Annotated in this window: 13 protein-coding genes; 6 read left to right on the top strand and 7 right to left on the bottom strand. The window is 64.6% G+C overall.

Annotation, left to right across the window (positions count from 1 at the left end):
* Position 1 precedes the first annotated feature (1 nt).
* Together XH96_RS13265 and XH96_RS13260 are read right to left on the bottom strand one after the other, a co-directional pair.
* Entirely contained in the window at positions 2-769 is a 768-nt protein-coding gene (locus XH96_RS13265) for an ABC transporter ATP-binding protein (RefSeq protein WP_165936293.1), read from the bottom strand.
* 2 nt (positions 770-771) lie between these two features.
* Positions 772-1908: an ABC transporter permease gene (locus XH96_RS13260; protein WP_194392878.1), complete on the bottom strand. Its 1137-nt coding sequence runs from the start codon at positions 1906-1908 to the stop codon at positions 772-774.
* Positions 1909-2083: 175 nt separating this feature from the next.
* Here XH96_RS13260 and XH96_RS13255 point away from each other — a divergent pair, with 175 nt between their 5' ends.
* On the top strand, positions 2084-2359 hold the full coding sequence (locus tag XH96_RS13255) for a hypothetical protein (RefSeq protein ID WP_194392877.1): 276 nt from the start codon (positions 2084-2086) through the stop codon (positions 2357-2359).
* Complete coding sequence (locus XH96_RS13250) at positions 2360-2848, top strand: phage holin family protein (RefSeq protein ID WP_194392876.1); 489 nt, start codon at positions 2360-2362, stop codon at positions 2846-2848.
* A 36-nt stretch (positions 2849-2884) separates the two neighbouring features.
* Here the strand turns inward: XH96_RS13250 and XH96_RS13245 are convergent, their stop codons facing one another.
* Together XH96_RS13245 and XH96_RS13240 are read right to left on the bottom strand one after the other, a co-directional pair.
* A complete protein-coding gene (locus tag XH96_RS13245) occupies positions 2885-5578 on the bottom strand; it encodes a bifunctional acetate--CoA ligase family protein/GNAT family N-acetyltransferase (protein WP_194392875.1) in 2694 nt (897 codons plus the stop codon).
* 64 nt (positions 5579-5642) lie between these two features.
* Positions 5643-6476, bottom strand: a complete 834-nt coding sequence (locus XH96_RS13240) for a universal stress protein (RefSeq protein ID WP_194392874.1) — start codon at positions 6474-6476, stop codon at positions 5643-5645.
* 171 nt (positions 6477-6647) lie between these two features.
* On the opposite strand from XH96_RS13240, the gene XH96_RS13235 reads away from it, so the two are divergent.
* Genes XH96_RS13235 through XH96_RS13225 form a run of 3 tightly spaced genes read left to right on the top strand, consistent with a single transcriptional unit; the run spans position 6648 to position 10179 of the window.
* Positions 6648-7631 carry a zinc-dependent alcohol dehydrogenase family protein gene (locus XH96_RS13235; protein WP_194392873.1) on the top strand — a complete coding sequence of 328 codons (984 nt, stop codon included), beginning with the start codon at positions 6648-6650 and terminating at the stop codon, positions 7629-7631.
* 11 nt (positions 7632-7642) lie between these two features.
* Positions 7643-9193 (top strand): AAA family ATPase, encoded by a 1551-nt coding sequence (locus tag XH96_RS13230; RefSeq protein ID WP_371740076.1) that lies wholly within the window; start codon positions 7643-7645, stop codon positions 9191-9193.
* Positions 9194-9204: 11 nt separating this feature from the next.
* Positions 9205-10179 (top strand): CHAD domain-containing protein, encoded by a 975-nt coding sequence (locus tag XH96_RS13225; RefSeq protein ID WP_194392872.1) that lies wholly within the window; start codon positions 9205-9207, stop codon positions 10177-10179.
* Here the strand turns inward: XH96_RS13225 and XH96_RS13220 are convergent.
* Positions 10176-12029: an alpha/beta hydrolase gene (locus XH96_RS13220; RefSeq protein WP_194392871.1), complete on the bottom strand. Its 1854-nt coding sequence runs from the start codon at positions 12027-12029 to the stop codon at positions 10176-10178. The two genes, XH96_RS13225 and XH96_RS13220, sit on opposite strands and share 4 nt — an antisense overlap.
* 210 nt (positions 12030-12239) lie before the next feature.
* Here XH96_RS13220 and XH96_RS13215 point away from each other — a divergent pair, with 210 nt between their 5' ends.
* Positions 12240-12968: a CBS domain-containing protein gene (locus XH96_RS13215; RefSeq protein ID WP_194392870.1), complete on the top strand. Its 729-nt coding sequence runs from the start codon at positions 12240-12242 to the stop codon at positions 12966-12968.
* 41 nt (positions 12969-13009) lie between these two features.
* Here the strand turns inward: XH96_RS13215 and XH96_RS13210 are convergent, their stop codons facing one another.
* Both XH96_RS13210 and XH96_RS13205 read right to left on the bottom strand, forming a co-directional pair.
* Positions 13010-13474: a RidA family protein gene (locus tag XH96_RS13210; protein WP_194392869.1), complete on the bottom strand. Its 465-nt coding sequence runs from the start codon at positions 13472-13474 to the stop codon at positions 13010-13012.
* 15 nt (positions 13475-13489) lie between these two features.
* Positions 13490-15181: a benzoate-CoA ligase family protein gene (locus tag XH96_RS13205; protein WP_194392868.1), complete on the bottom strand. Its 1692-nt coding sequence runs from the start codon at positions 15179-15181 to the stop codon at positions 13490-13492.
* Positions 15182-15192 lie beyond the last annotated feature (11 nt).

Genomic DNA, 15192 nt, shown 5'->3' with positions numbered 1-15192 from the left:
CTCATCTCATCTCGTGTTGCAGCATCTGCGAGCGCTTGCCGTGGAAATAGGCGCGCACCCAGGGATGCTCGGATTGCAGCAATTGGCGCATCGGCCCGATCGCCACGATCTTGCCGTCGGCGAGCGCGGCGACGCGGTCGCAGACCGTGGTCAGGCTCGCGAGGTCATGGGTCACCATGAACACGGTCAGCTCCAGCGTCCTTTGTAGCGTCTTGATCAGCACGTCGAATTCGCCGGCGGCGATCGGATCGAGGCCCGAGGTCGGCTCGTCCAGGAACAGGATCGGCGGATCGAGCGCGAGCGCACGCGCCAGCGCCACGCGCTTGGTCATGCCGCCGGACAGCTCCGACGGATATTTGTCGGCGTCCTCGGCGCGCAGGCCGACCATTTCGAGCTTCGCGATCGCGATTTCGTCCATCAGCTCCTGCGACAGGACGAGATTCTCACGGAGCGGAAACTGGACGTTCTGGCGCACCGTCAGCGAGGAGAACAGCGCGCCCTGCTGGAACAGGATGCCCCACGCCATCGCTGCGCCTCGACCATGGCCGCCGGCGGATTGCCCCATGACCTCGATGGTCCCGCTGCGGCGCGGGATGAGGCCGATGATGGTCCGCATCAGCACCGACTTGCCACCGCCGGACGCCCCCACGAGCCCGAGGATCTCGCCCCGGCGAACGTCGAGCGACAGATGGTCGAGCACGGTCTGACGACCGAAGCCGACCACGAGGTCACGGACGCGGATCGCGAACTCATCTTGCGGTCCGTCCATCGTCACATTCCGATCGAGGCAAAGAAGACAGCGAACAGGCCGTCGAGCACGATGACGAGGAAGATCGACTTCACGACCGATGTCGTGGTCTGCCGCCCGAGCGACTCCGCGCTGCCCTTGACGCGCAATCCCTCGCTACAGGCCACGATCCCGATCACCAGCGCCATGAACGGCGCCTTCAGGATGCCCACCTCGAAGTGGGTGACCGAGATGGCCTCATGCAGCCGCGCGATGTAGATCGCCGGTCCCATGTCGCCATAGAACTGGGCAACGAGGCCGCCGCCATAGAGCGCGGCAATGGATCCGATGAAAGTGAGGATCGGCAGGGCAATGACCAGGGCCGCAACGCGCGGCAGGATCAGGACGTCGACGGGATCGAGCCCCATGGTTGAGAGCGCGTCGATCTCCTCGCGCATCTTCATCGAGCCGAGCTCGGCCGTGTAGGCGCTTCCCGACCGGCCCGCGACCATGATGGCGACGATCAGCACGCCGAGCTCACGCAGCACCAGGATGCCGACCATGTCGACGGTATACGACTCCGCGCCGAATCTGCGGAAGTGGAAGAAGCCCTGCTGCGCGATGATGGCGCCGATCAGGAAGGTGATCAGCGCGATGATGGGGATCGCCTGCCACCCGATGCGGTAGAGCTGATAGACCAGTGACGTCAGCCGCAGCGAACGCGGCCGGCGCAGCACGCCGATCACGGCCATGAACAACGCGCCGAGCATCTGGAGGAAGACCGTGATGTCTTCCCGCGCCCCGACCGTGGACTTGCCGAGATCGCCCAGCCTCGCCAGAACCGGATTGGGTGCAGGCGCCGGGGCCGGCGTGTGGCGGTTGACCTGGCGCACCTCGTCCATCAGCCCGCTGAAATGGTCGGCGACGCCGACGAATTCGGCCGCTCTGCCCGACGATGCGGCCCTGCGCGACAGCTTTTCAAGGACCCAGGCGCCGAGCGTGTCGAGCGCGCTGACGCCTGACATGTCCAGAGTTACGACGCGCGACCGGTCGACGTCGCCTCCGACCGACCGGGACAAAGTTTCGAGCGTCACCACATTGGCGGCAGTCCAGGGCCCTTCAGGGCGCAATTTCAGCTCGTCGCCGGACGGCGTCGCGAGCAACAGCGGTTCGTGGTTCACGCTTCCACCTCATCGGGACAATCGGTCCCCATTCAGCCGGCATTTCTAGGCTAGCATGTGGCGGCCGGTTTGACCTGTCTCAAGAGACGAGCACGCCCTGCCTCTTGACGCAAATCAAGCGCGGTCGCACAGGTGGGTCTTAGACTTGCTTTGATTCAATGAGGATACCGGATCCATGTTCGACAGTGACAGGATGGGCGAAGAGCTGCGGGCGCTGAAGGTTGACGTCACACGCCTGCTGAGCACCGCCGGCGAGGAGATGTTCGAGAGCTCGAAAGACCGCGCCGAGGCGCTCGCCGATCAGATCAGGGCCGCGCTCACCGAGCTCGGCGAGACCGTCGAACAAGAGCACGCGCAGCTCCAGGGCCTCGTTGCGGAGCGTCCGATCACATCGCTCGCCTCCGCCTTCGCGCTGGGCGTGGTTGTCGGCTTCATGTTGAGGAGACACTAGGTGAATACCGAGAACGTCGTCAAACATTTGCGCGTGCTGTGGCGTACCGACAGGATCATCGCGGACATCAGGCTGCGCCATCTGCTGATCGGCCTCGGCCTGCGTGCCTTCGCGGCGCTGATCGCCGCGTTCGGGCTCCTGATGCTGGAATTGTCCGCCTATTTCGCGCTGGTGCAGATCTGGAGCGCAATTGCCGCGGCTGCGATCCTCGGCGCCGTCAATTTTGTCATCGCGGCCGTTCTCTTCTTGATCGCCGGCCGCGCTCCGTCGGGACGTGACATCGAGCTTGCCAACGAAATTCACGGTGCCTCGATCGAAGCCCTCCAGCTCGAGGCGCGCGCGCTCCAGGCCCAGGTGTCGGGCGCGGTGCATCATCCGCTCAGCACGATCGTGCCGGTGCTGCTGCCGCTGATCGCAATCATCATCAAGAACCTGCGGACGCCGGCCAAGGCGTCCGCCGATGCGACATCAGCCGAAGCGCGCTCCTGAAGCCCACACCTTGCGCTGACGTGCTCGAGCGCGCGCTCAAAGCTTCAACTTGACGTCGCAAAGGTCAGGCTCGGACGGATCCGGCTTGACCTCGAAGCCGAGCTGCCGGCACATGTCGAGCATCACGGTGTTCTCCTGGAGCACGTCGCCCGATATGGCCTTCAGTCCTTCCGACCGCGCATAGTCGATGATCAGCTGCATGAGCGCCCAGCCGAGCCCCCTGCCCTTGAGATCGGACCGTAGCAGGATCGCGTATTCGCCGCTCTCGTAGATCGAGTCCGAATGGAGCCGGACGACGCCGACCATTTCGCCGGTGGCCTCGTCGAATGCGATGAAGGCCATCGCGCGCGCATAGTCGAGCTGGGTCAGTCGTGCGATGAATTCGTGGGTGAATTCCTTCATCGGTGCGAAGAACCGCAGACGAAGGTCATGCGGGGTGACGTGGCCCAGGAATTCGTGGATGATCGGCTCGTCCTCGGGCCGCATGGGCCGCACGAAGATGCGCCAGTCGTCCTTGAGCTCGATGCGTCGCTCCCATTGCGACGGATAGGCGCGAACGGCGAAATTGGCCGGGCCGGAGCCGACAAACTTCCGCTGCGGCGGCCCGACCGCAACGCGGGCATCGACCGCGGTCACGCCGGTTTCGTCCGCCAGCAGCGGATTGATGTCGAATTCGCGGATCTCGGGAATGTCGGCCGCCATCTGCGCCAGCTTGACCAGCACCATGGCGACGGCGTCCGGCTTCACTGCCGGCACGTCCCGGTAAGCGCGGAGCAGCCGCGACACGCGCGTGCGCTCGATCAGGTCGCGGGCCAGCTGCAGATCGAGCGGCGGCAGCGCGAGCGCCTTGTCATTGATGATCTCCACCGCCGTCCCGCCCCGGCCGAAAACGACGACCGTGCCGAAGGTCGGATCGTCGGCGAGGCCCAGGATCAGCTCGCGCGCTTTCGCCTTGACGACCATCGCCTGGACGATGACGCCGCCGATGCGCGCCTCCGGACGCAGCTTTTTCGCACGCGCGATAATGCTCGTGGTGGCCACTCGCACTGCTTCAGGCGTGGTCAGGTTGAGAACGACGCCGCCGACGTCGGATTTGTGGACGATGTCCCGCGACATGATCTTCAGCACGACGGTATCGCCCTGTGCGAAGATGTCGTTCGCATAGGCCACCGCCTGCTCGACATCGGTCGCCGCATAGGTCGGCACCATCGCGATGTCGTAGGCTTCGAGCAGCTGCTTGATCTCGACAGGCTCTAGCCATTCACGGCCGTCCGCGATGGCGGCGGTAACGATCTGCCTCGCTCCCCCGGCGTCCGGAACGAAAGTATCAGGCATCGCGGGAGGAACCTGACTCAGCTCCTCCACCACCTCGCGGTGCCGGACCAGATGCATGAAGCCGCGCACGGCATCGTCCTCGGTCGGATAGTTCGGCACACCGGCGCTGGAGAGTGTCTGAATGATGTGCTGATCGGCTCCAACCCACGCCGCCAATACGGGCTTCGCCCAGCTGCGGTGCTGCTCGCGGTATTTTCTGACGAGCTCCGTCACGGTCGTGGCGATCTCGGCGGCCGAGGCGATCGCCGTTTGCACGTTGAGGACCAGGACTGCGTCGTTGTCACGGTCGGCCAGCAGTTCCTCCAGCGCCACCGCGTAGCGCGAGGCGTCGGCATCACCCACGATGTCAACGGGATTCGCACCGGACCAGGTCGGCGGCAGTGCTGCGTCGAGCTTCTTGCGCGCCTCGGCCGAGATGGTTGCCGGAACTCCTCCGAGATCGACCAATCGATCGATAGCAAGGACGCCGATGCCGCCACCGTTGGTCAGGATGGCGAGACGCTTTCCCGCCGGCGACTCGACACGGCCGAGTGTCTCGGCACAATCGAACAGCTCACGGAGATCGGAGACCCGCAGGACACCCGCGCGGCGGAACGCTGCGTCGTAGACAGCGTCGGCGCCGGCGAGCGCACCGGTGTGGGTGGCAGCCGCCTTCGCGCCCTGCGCCATGCGGCCGGACTTCACCACGACGACGGGCTTCACGCGCGCGGCGGCGCGCGCCGCCGACATGAACTTGCGCGCGTCCTTGATGGCCTCGATGTAGAGCAGGATCGCGCGGGTCTTGTGATCCATCGCGAAATGGTCGAGCAGATCGCCGATATCGACGTCGATCTGATCGCCGATCGAGACGATGCCAGAGAAGCCGACGCCGCGCGGCGCGGCCCAATCCACCATGCCGGCGGCAATTGCGCCCGATTGCGAGATCAGCGCGAGGTTACCCGCCCCCGGCATGTGCGCGGCGAAACTGGCATTCAGGCTGACGCCGGGCATCATGATGCCGAGGCAGTTCGGCCCGATCAGGCGCATGCCGTGTTTTCGGGCAGCAGTGCTTGTGGCCTCGTACAGCGATCCCGGTCCCTGGCCGAGCCCGGCCGAGACGATCAGTGCGCCCGCAGACCCGAGACGCCCGGCTTGGTCGACAATGCCTGGAATCTCGCCTGCGGGGGCGGTGATGACCACGAGCTCGGGCACGAAGTCCAGCCTGTCCAGGCTCTTCACCGCCGCGACGCCGCCGATCTCGGCATGGCGCGAATTGACGAGGCCAAACTGCCCCTTGAATCCGGCCTTGCGAATGTTCTCCAGAACGGCGCGTCCCACGGACCCCGAACGGGCGCTCGCCCCGACGAGCGCGACCGAGCGCGGCGACAGCAGGTTGTTCAGACGATAGGTTGACATGAAAGAAAATGCGCCGGGTCAGCGGCGGTTCCGATTGGTTGACGATCAAGACGAAAGAAGGAGCCTAGTGCGAGATCATAACCCAGCACGGTGGCTGGCCAATGACGGTCTTTGTCACACCGCCCCAGACGATCTCGTTCAGGCGCGAATGATGATAGGCGCCCATGACGATCGCATCGATGCCATGGGAATTCGCCCAGCTTCCCAGTGCCTTGCCGATCGAGCTGCCGCCGCATTTCGTTGTTTCGAACGAGGCATCGACCCCATGTTCCCTCAAATGATCGACGAGAGCCGTGCCGGATTGCACGACCGCCTCGGTCTTGTCGTCCGCCACCGTCACCACACGGACCGAGGTGGCAGCCCGAAGAATCGGCAACGCGTCGCCGACCGCACGCGCGGCGCGAGCAGAGTGATCCCAGGCAATCATGACGTTCTCGAATTCAGGCCGAAGTTCGTCCGCGAGATGTTCGGGACAGAGCAGAAGCGGCCGGCCGGATCCGAACAAGAAGGCTTCGACAATGCCCTCTGTTCGGCTGTCGTGCGGTTTCACGGGAACTAGCGTGAGGTCGCTGAAGCGGGCATGCTCGGCCAGGATCGCGCCGATCTGATCCGCAGGCACCTTGCCCGATCGGCTCTGGGCGCGAATGTTGGCGCGGGAAGCTGCGCTGGTGAAGGCATTCAGGAGCTGCTGCATGTCGCCGGCTTTAGAGCCGGCGTGCTCGGAATCGCGATCGTAAGGCAGCATCACCCTCGGTCGCTCGAAGATTTCCTCCTCGAGCGCGAGCGCGGTGATCCTGGCGCCGAGATCGGCGGCAACGGCCACGCATTTCTCTATTGCGACCACAGCCGGTCCGCGCGGCTGGCCGACAAGGGGCAGAAAGACGTCCTTGATGGGCATCCGCATTCTCCTAGGTCGCCACAATAGGCCGGCGCTCGTCGAGGCGCTTGATCCTCGTCAAGCGCAAACTCTATCCGGTCGCCCGGGAACAAGCGTTGACCAGCGTCAAGGACTGGTCGCCTGGTCATTCTATGAATAATTAAATCGGAGCGGTTCGCCCCGGAGAGACTCATGCGTGCGATGGTGTTGCCGGCTCCACGAGCGCGGCTCCAGATGGAGGAGCGGCCTGACCCGATTCCGCGCGAGGGCCAGCTCCGGGTGAAGATCGGCGCCTGCGGCGTATGCCGGACAGATCTCCATCTCGTCGATGCCGAGCTGCCCGATATTCGCTATCCGATCGTGCCTGGGCACGAGATCGTCGGCCGGGTCGATCTCGTTGGGCCGAATGTGGCAACACATGCGCCTGGCGACCGGGTCGGCATTCCCTGGCTCGGCTTCACCTGCGGAAAGTGTCGCTTCTGCCGGCAGGGAATGGAAAACCTGTGTGACGCACCGCTGTTCACCGGCTACACGCGCGACGGCGGCTACGCGACCCACATCATCGCGGACGCACGCTACGCTTTTCCGCTCGGTGAGGCCGGCAACGACGTGGAGATTGCGCCCCTGCTGTGCGCAGGGCTGATCGGCTGGCGCTCGCTGGTCCTGGCCGGCCCCGCCGACCGGCTCGGCCTCTATGGCTTTGGCGCAGCCGGCCACATCATCGCGCAGGTCGCGATTTGGCAGGGACGATCCGTCCATGCATTCACACGACGCGGCGACGTCGCTGCACAAGATCTTGCACGCCGTCTCGGCGCGGTCTGGGCGGGGTCATCGGACGAAGCGCCCGACGAGCCGCTCGACGCCGCCATCATCTACGCACCAGCCGGCGAGCTCGTTCCGGCCGCGTTGCGCGCCGTCCGCAAAGGCGGGCGCGTCGTATGCGCCGGCATCCACATGACCGACATTCCAAGCTTTCCGTATGACTTGCTCTGGCAGGAACGGCAGTTGGTCTCGGTCGCCAATCTGACCCGGCAGGATGGCCTCGATTTTCTAAAGATCGCCCCGCAAGCCGGCGTGCGTACCGAGACGACGGCGTTTCCGCTCGATCAGGCCAACGAGGTTCTTGGCATGCTGCGGAATGGCCAGATTCTCGGCGCAGCCGTGCTGACGCCGTGATGGTGCTTCGAATGCCCGCTCCGATCGAGGATGAAACGGCGGCCCAGGAGCGCATCTTCCAGATGCTGACCGACCATCCCGGCGTCACGCGGATCGACACGCATGGAGCCTCGGTGTTCCTGGACGCAAAGCGCGCGCTGAAGATCAAGCGCGCCGTCCGGTTTCCGTTCCTTGATTATTCGACACTCGAGAAGCGCAAGGCGGCCTGCGAGGAGGAGATCAGGATCAACCGGCCGCTGGCGCCGCAGATCTATCACGGCGTCGTGGCGATCACCGAAGAGCCGGATGGATCTCTGAAGGTCGACGGCGCCGGCCGGCCGATCGAGTATGCGGTCAACATGTCGCGTTTCGACGAAAACAGGACACTGGATCATCTGGCAAAGGCCGGTCCGCTGGAGGCGAAGCTTGCCTCCGCTGCCGCTGACGCAATCGTGGCGTCGCACGCGGCGGCGACACGCGCCGACGGAGAAGCCTGGGTCTCATCCATCCCGGCCCTGATCGACGGCAACAGTGACGGTCTGCGGGCCGGCGGACATTTCAACGCGGAAGACATCGAAAGGCTCGGCAAGGCCTCGCACGAGGCATATCTGCGTATTCGTCCCCTGCTTGCAGAACGCAGCCGCCATGGCTTCGTGCGCCGCTGTCATGGCGATCTGCATCTCGCAAACATCGTTCTGATCGATGATCGCCCCGTGCTGTTCGACGCCATCGAGTTCGATGCGCAGATGGCAACGGTCGACGTGTTCTACGATCTCGCATTCACCCTCATGGACCTGCTGCAGCACGACCAACTGCGCGCGGCCAACACCGCCCTGAACCGCTATCTTGCAGCAACGCCGGCCGACAATCTCGACGCGCTGTCGGTCCTGCCGCTGTTCATGTCGATCCGTGCGGCGATCCGCGCCCAGGTGGCCCTGGCACGGCTGAAGCGGCCGCATCCCGATCGTTCCGGCATCCTCGACCAGGCGCAGCGCTACTTTGACCTCGCCAGGATGCTGATCCGTCCTCCCGCTCCGCGTCTGATTGCGGTCGGCGGACTGTCCGGCACCGGAAAGACCGTTCTGGCGTACGCGCTCGCGCCGTTCGTCGCGCCGCAGCCGGGAGCCGTCGTGCTGCGCAGCGATCTCGTCCGCAAGCAGATGTTCGCGGTCGAGGACACGCACCGCCTGCCGCCATCCGCCTATACGCCGGAGGTCACGGCCCGCGTCTACGAGACGCTGGCTCAGCACGCCCGACGGGTGCTGGCGCAAGGTCATTCGGCGCTCATCGACGGCGTATTCGCCCGCGAGGACGAACGCGACGCGATCGCCGCGCTGGCGCGCGAACGCAACGTGTCGCTGAACGGTCTATTCCTCGTCGCAGACCTCGCGACACGGCAGGCGCGGATCGGAAGCCGCCGGGGAGATGCATCGGACGCCACGCAAGAGGTTGCCGCGCTGCAAGAGCACTATAAGATCGGCCATGTCGGCTGGGCGACCATCGATGCATCCGGGACAGAAGAGCAGACGCTGCAGACCTGCCGGGACGTGATCGCCAAGGGGCAAACAACGCAACCTGATTGATGCAGGCAAGGATGTCGGGACCCACCACAAGCGCGAGGGCGGCCACGCGTGCCAAGCCGGCGATGCGGCGCAATACCTTGCCCGGCCGCCTCAGCCCCGGCATGGCCTGCGACACGGCCTTCCGGATCATCGCCCGCCGTCACCTCGATGCCGTGATCGCTCAGCACGACGGCACCTGCCGCGGCGATCCCGAGGCTCTGCACCAGATCCGCATCGCACTGACGCATCTGCGTACTGCCATCCGCTTCTTCTCGCCGATGGTCGACGACGCCCTGCGCCCGAACGTCTGGGCCGAACTGAAATGGCTGAACGGCCAGCTTGGCATGGTGCGGGACCTCGACGTGGCGATCGAGCGGGTCGTCGCCGAGACTGGCGACGAACTCGCCGTGGTCGCCGAGCTTCAGCAGTGGGACGAGAAACGGGCCGAGAGCCACAGGCTGCTGGCGCGTGCGCTGCAATCCGCACGGTACCGCCGCCTGGCCGAGCTGACCTCGACGTGGATCGAAAGCGGCCCCTGGTCGACCCGGCGCAGCAAGGAAGCCATTCGACTGCGCCGCCGCACGCTCGCCGAACACGCGATGGATCGGCTGACCGAGTGGGAGACGAGGCTGCTCAAGAAAGCGCGAAAACTCTGCAAGCTCGATGTGGAGAAACGACACAAGCTGCGGCTTCTCAACAAGCGGCTGACCTATTCGATCGAATCGCTCCAGGACCTGTTCGCTGCGGAAACGCCGACGAAACACAAGTCCATCCTCAAGCAGTTGCGCAAGGCGCAAAGAGCACTCGGACAATTGAACGACGATGCACGAGGACAGGCGCTGGCCGCGTCCTTGAACGGCGCCGGCCTCGGTGCCACCGACCGCTTTCTCAACCGAAAGCGGGAAAAGAAGCTGTTGCGAACCGCGTCGGTGGCCTACCGGAAACTGGACAAGGCCAAGCCGTTCCGCTCCGCGGACCTCGCGCCGGGCTCCGAGCCGGAGGTTTAGGTGTGAACATAGTCTCCCGGCGCATCGGGCAGGCCGGGTGCGCCTCCAAGCCCGATCTGCGGCGGATCGCAGGGCGCGCCGGAGCGCGCCGCGAGCCATTTCGCCCATTCCGGCCACCACGACCCTTCAACTCGCGGGGCCAGCTTCAGCCATTCATCCGCGCCGACATAGGGCGCATCAGCAGCCTTGGTCAGCACCTGATAGCTGTGGCCGGGCTCCTGCGGAGGCGCCACGACACCGGCATTGTGACCGCCGCTGGTCAACAGGAACGTCACGTCGGCATCGACCTGATAGTGGATCTTGTAGACGGATCGCCACGGCGCCACGTGATCGGCGAGCGTGCCGACCACGAACATCGGCGCGTGAATATCGGAGAGCGAAATGCTCCGGCCTCCGACGAGATAGCGCCCTCCCGCCAGATCATTGTCGAGAAACAGCTTGCGCAGATACTCCGAATGCATGCGATAAGGCAGCCGCGTGGCATCGGCGTTCCAGGCCATCAGGTCGCTCGGCGACGCGCTCTCGCCCATCAGATAGTCATGTGACAGCCGCGACCAGATCAGTTCGTTCGAGCGCAGCAGCTGGAAGGCGCCGGCCATCTGCGTCGTGTCGAGATAGCCGCGCTGCCACATCATGTCTTCGAGAAAAGCCACCTGGCTCTCGTTGATGAAGAGCGTCAGCTCTCCGGCCTCGGTGAAATCGGTCTGCGCGGCAAGGAGAGTGACCGAGCCGAAACGGTTATCACCGTCGCGCTCCATCGCGGCGGCGGCGATCGACAGCAATGTGCCCCCCAGACAATAGCCGAGCGCATGGGTCTTCCGACCCGGCATGATCAGGCCGATCATATCCAGCGCCGCCATGACGCCCAACCTGCGATAATCGTCGAAGGCGAGATCCCGATCCCTCGCATCCGGATTGCGCCAGGAGATCGCGAACACGGTGAAACCTTGCCCCGTCAGATATTTGACCAGCGAGTTCTGCGGCGACAGATCGAGGATGTAGTATTTCATGATCCAGGCCGGCACGATCAGGATCGGCTCGGGCCGCACCTGCGCGGTGGTCGGATAGTACTGAATCAGCTCGATCAGCTCGTTGCGGTAGACGACCTTGCCGGGTGAAACTGCCACCGTCTTGCCGACTACGAACTGCCCGTCGTCGGCCAGTTTCGAGTTGGAGAGCAGGCGCATCAGATCGCTGCACCAGTTCTGCCAGCCGAAGACGAAATTCTCTCCGCCGCTCTGGAATGCCTTCTCCAGCACCTTCGGATTGGTCGCGGCGAAGTTCGACGGCGCCAGCATGTCGAGCATCTGGCGCATCGAGAACTCGACGATGGCCTCGTTTGCGTGCGACACGCCGCGTACGCCCGTCGCGGCATCGCGCCACCAGCGCTCTCCGAGCAGAAACGCCTGCGCCAGCAGGTTGAACGGCGCGATCTCCCATTGCGGTCCGCTGAAGCGGCGATCCCGCTGCTGCGGCGCGATTACAGCCCACGGCTTTTGCCCAGGCGACATCGCGTGCGCAGCAGCTTCCACGAACCGGCCGCCGTCGCGAAGGATGTTGCGGGAAATCTCCATCTGGCGCTGAGGCGCCGCGGCCAGATGCGAGCTCCAATCGAGCCAGGCGAGCGACAAGGCAAGCGGCGATATCCCGCCCGTAAATCGCGCCAGCATCGCGTGAAAGGCGCGGTCAAAAGGATATGGCTCCGATCCAGGCGGAGGACCGGCGGCAACCGGCATGTGTTCGAGCCTTTCGCGGCTCGCCGTCGAGGCCTCCGGACCGGCGACGGGATGGGTGGGGAGAACTTGAACCGACGGCTCTTCTGCCCGCGGAAATATCTGCACGACGCTCATGGCTCAAATTCCTGCGGGCTTCAGTTCAACGTCGGCAGCAGGATACGGATCGGCCTCGACGACGTGTTGAGCTGCATCAAATCCGGGTCGGGATCACAATTGCTCAATTGAGTTCGATCCATGTTCGCCCGATTGACTTGAGTCAAACCGCACCTCGATACCCGAGCTAGTTTTCGCGCATCGACATTCAACAAGCCAGCGGAGTTGTCTATGCGCGCCCACCAGATCATGACCCGGTCGGTCATCTCGGTCACCCCCGACACCAGCATCGTCGAAGCGGCAAATATCATGCTGGAGCGGCATGTCAGCGGACTCACGGTGGTCGACGAGACCGGCAAGCTGCTCGGTGTCGTGTCGGAAGGAGACTTCATCCGCCGCAGCGAAATCGGCACCGGGCGCAAGCGCGGGCGTTGGCTGCGGTTCATCTTTGGTCCCGGCAAATCCGCCAGCGACTTCGTCCACGAGCACGGCCGCAAGGTCTCGGAAGTGATGACCGACTCGCCCGTGACGATCACGGAGGATACGGCGCTCGCTGAGATCGTCGATCTCATGGAGCGGAACAACATCAAGCGGCTGCCGGTCGTGCGTGGCGACAAGGTCGTCGGGATCGTATCCCGCGCCAATCTGCTGCAGGCGGTGGCGGGTCTCGCCCGCGAAGTGCCGGATCCGACCGCGGATGACGACCACATTCGCAGCCGCATCATCGATACCATGGAGAAGAGCGACTGGTGCCCGTTCGGGCTGAACGTGATCGTGCGCAACGGTATCGTTCATCTCAGCGGCGTCATCACCGAAGAGCGCGCACGGCAGGCCGCGATCGTCGCCGCGGAGAACGTCGAGGGCGTAAAGAAGGTTCACGACCATCTGTGCTGGGTCGACACCATGTCCGGCGTCTATCTGAACTCGCCCGAGGACGATGAGCTCGCCAAAGCAAGCTGACCAGGGCAAGCTAATCAGGGAGAGCCGATCGCGGAAGAAGTTCAGCCAGGAATGACGGCGGTGGCTTCGATTTCGACGCGCGCCGCCTTCTCCACGAGGCGGACCACCTGAACCAGCGCCATCGCAGGATAGTGCGCTCCGAAGACGTCGCGATAGACCCTGCCCAGTTCCTTCAGGTTGGCCAGGTACTCGTCCATGTCGACGACGTACCAGGTCAGGCGCACGAGGTGCTCGGGCCGGGCACCGGCCTCGGCCAGGATCGCGGCGATGTTGCTCAAGGTCTGGCGCACCTGCGCGACGAAGCCTTCCGCGAGGCGCTCTTCTGTATCCCAGCCGATCACCCCGCCGGTGACGACGATGCGCCCTTCGGCAGCCATGCCGTTGGCATAGCCTTTCGGAACCGGCCAGCCTGACGGCTGGAGGATCTGCGCCTTGATGCGCGCTCCGTCCTCGGCTGCGGTCGGCAGCACCGCGAGTTGCGAGCCTTTCGGGGGCGTCACGGACAATTCTCTATCCTTCTCTCATTCCGCAGCGACGCCAGAGGACGTCGGCGCAGCCTGCGCCAACTGCCGCAGGGCAAAGCGTTTCAGCTTGCCGGTCTCGGTCTTCGGCAATTGCGTCACGAACTCGATCGCGCGCGGATATTTGTACGGCGCGATCTCGCGTTTGACATGCTCCTGCAGCTCCGTCACGAGCTGCGCGTCCGCAGTCACGCCGGGCGCGGTGATGACATAGGCCTTCACGATCATGCCGCGCGCCTCGTCGGGGGCGCCGACCACACCGCACTCGGCGACCGCCGGATGCGTGAGCAGCGCCGCTTCGACGTCGGTCCCTGCGATGTTGTAGCCGGCCGACACGATCATGTCGTCGGAGCGCGACTGGTACCAGAAATAGCCGTCGCTATCCATCAGATAGGTGTCGCCGGTGATGTTCCAGCCGTTCTGGACGTATTTGCGCTGCCGCTCGTCGGCCAGATAGCGGCAGCCGGTCGGCCCGCGTACCGCGAGACGGCCCATCGTCCCGGGCGCAACGTCGCGGCCCTCATCATCGACGATCTTGGCTTCATAGCCCGGCACGGGCTTGCCGGTGGCGCCGGGGCGGATCTCGTCCTCGGTCGCGCTGATGAAGATGTGCAGCATCTCGGTCGAACCGATGCCGTCCATCAGCTTGATCCCGGTCGCCTTGAGCCAGGCATCGAATGTCGGCTTGGGCAGTGTTTCGCCCGCAGAGACGCATTTGCGAAGCGAGGAGATATCGCGGCCCGGAAGCTTGCCGATCATGGCGCGGTATGCGGTCGGCGCGGTGAAGCAGACCGTGGTCTTGTACTGCTCGATCGCCGACAGCAGGTCGTCCGGCGTCGTCTTCTCCAGCACGACGAAGGACGCGCCGATATGCATCGGAAACAGCACGCCGCCGAAGCCGAAGGTGAAGGCGAGCGGGGCCGAGCCGATGAATCGATCCTTCTGCCCGGCGCGCAGGATGTTGCGCGCGTAACCGTCGCAGACCGCGAGCATGTCGCGGTGGAAATGCATGGTGCCCTTGGGATCACCTGTCGTGCCCGAGGTGAAAGCGATCAGGCAGATGTCGTCGGACGCGGTATCGACGGCTGTGAACTCAGAGCTGGCATCGGCGATCAGCGCCTCGAGTGAATTGTCGGTGTCATTGCCCCAATAGACGACACGCTCGAGACCGGGCGCGGCTGCCTTCGCCTTCTCCATCTCGTCGGCGAGTTTTCCGTCGCACAGCGCCAGCGAAATCTCCGCTTTCTGGATCGGATAGGACAACTCCTTGGCGCGGAGCAGCGGCATCGTCGCCACGACTATACCGCCGGCCTTGATCACCGCGAGATAGGTCGCAACCATCATGGGGTTGTTGGCAGAGCGCAACAGCACCCGGCCGCCGGGAACGAGGTTGAGCTTGCCGACCAGCACGTTGGCGATGCGGTTCACCAGCGCCTGCAACTCGCGATAGGTGTAGCTGACGGAAGGGCTGATGACGCACGGCGCCTCGCCATGTCCCTGCTCGACCCAGCGATCCAGGAAATAGCTGACGCAGTTCAGTCGCGGGGGGTAGTGCAGCTCCGGCCGCGTGAAGATGAATTCGGGCCAGAGCTCGCGCGGCGGCAGATGTTGCCGCGCGAACGTATCGACATGGGCCGTCGCGGCGTTGCCGTCACACGAACCCGACATTTGAATCTTGGCGGCGTTGGCCATCGCACGCTCCT

Origin of the sequence: Bradyrhizobium sp. CCBAU 51765 (assembly GCF_015291725.1) — a bacterium.
GTDB lineage: Bacteria > Pseudomonadota > Alphaproteobacteria > Rhizobiales > Xanthobacteraceae > Bradyrhizobium > Bradyrhizobium liaoningense.
Note: the sequence above shows the minus strand (reverse complement) of the source record. Positions and strands in the feature narration are given on the sequence as shown.

What these genes read in the sequence shown, in the direction of transcription:
- XH96_RS13265 (WP_165936293.1), bottom strand. Translation starts at nt 769, where the DNA reads ATGGACGGACCGCAAGATGAGTTCGCGATCCGCGTCCGTGACCTCGTG.
- XH96_RS13255 (WP_194392877.1), top strand. Translation starts at nt 2,084, where the DNA reads ATGTTCGACAGTGACAGGATGGGCGAAGAGCTGCGGGCGCTGAAGGTT.
- XH96_RS13245 (WP_194392875.1), bottom strand. Translation starts at nt 5,578, where the DNA reads ATGTCAACCTATCGTCTGAACAACCTGCTGTCGCCGCGCTCGGTCGCG.
- XH96_RS13240 (WP_194392874.1), bottom strand. Translation starts at nt 6,476, where the DNA reads ATGCCCATCAAGGACGTCTTTCTGCCCCTTGTCGGCCAGCCGCGCGGA.
- XH96_RS13235 (WP_194392873.1), top strand. Translation starts at nt 6,648, where the DNA reads ATGCGTGCGATGGTGTTGCCGGCTCCACGAGCGCGGCTCCAGATGGAG.
- XH96_RS13230 (WP_371740076.1), top strand. Translation starts at nt 7,643, where the DNA reads ATGCCCGCTCCGATCGAGGATGAAACGGCGGCCCAGGAGCGCATCTTC.
- XH96_RS13225 (WP_194392872.1), top strand. Translation starts at nt 9,205, where the DNA reads ATGTCGGGACCCACCACAAGCGCGAGGGCGGCCACGCGTGCCAAGCCG.
- XH96_RS13220 (WP_194392871.1), bottom strand. Translation starts at nt 12,029, where the DNA reads ATGAGCGTCGTGCAGATATTTCCGCGGGCAGAAGAGCCGTCGGTTCAA.
- XH96_RS13215 (WP_194392870.1), top strand. Translation starts at nt 12,240, where the DNA reads ATGCGCGCCCACCAGATCATGACCCGGTCGGTCATCTCGGTCACCCCC.
- XH96_RS13205 (WP_194392868.1), bottom strand. Translation starts at nt 15,181, where the DNA reads ATGGCCAACGCCGCCAAGATTCAAATGTCGGGTTCGTGTGACGGCAAC.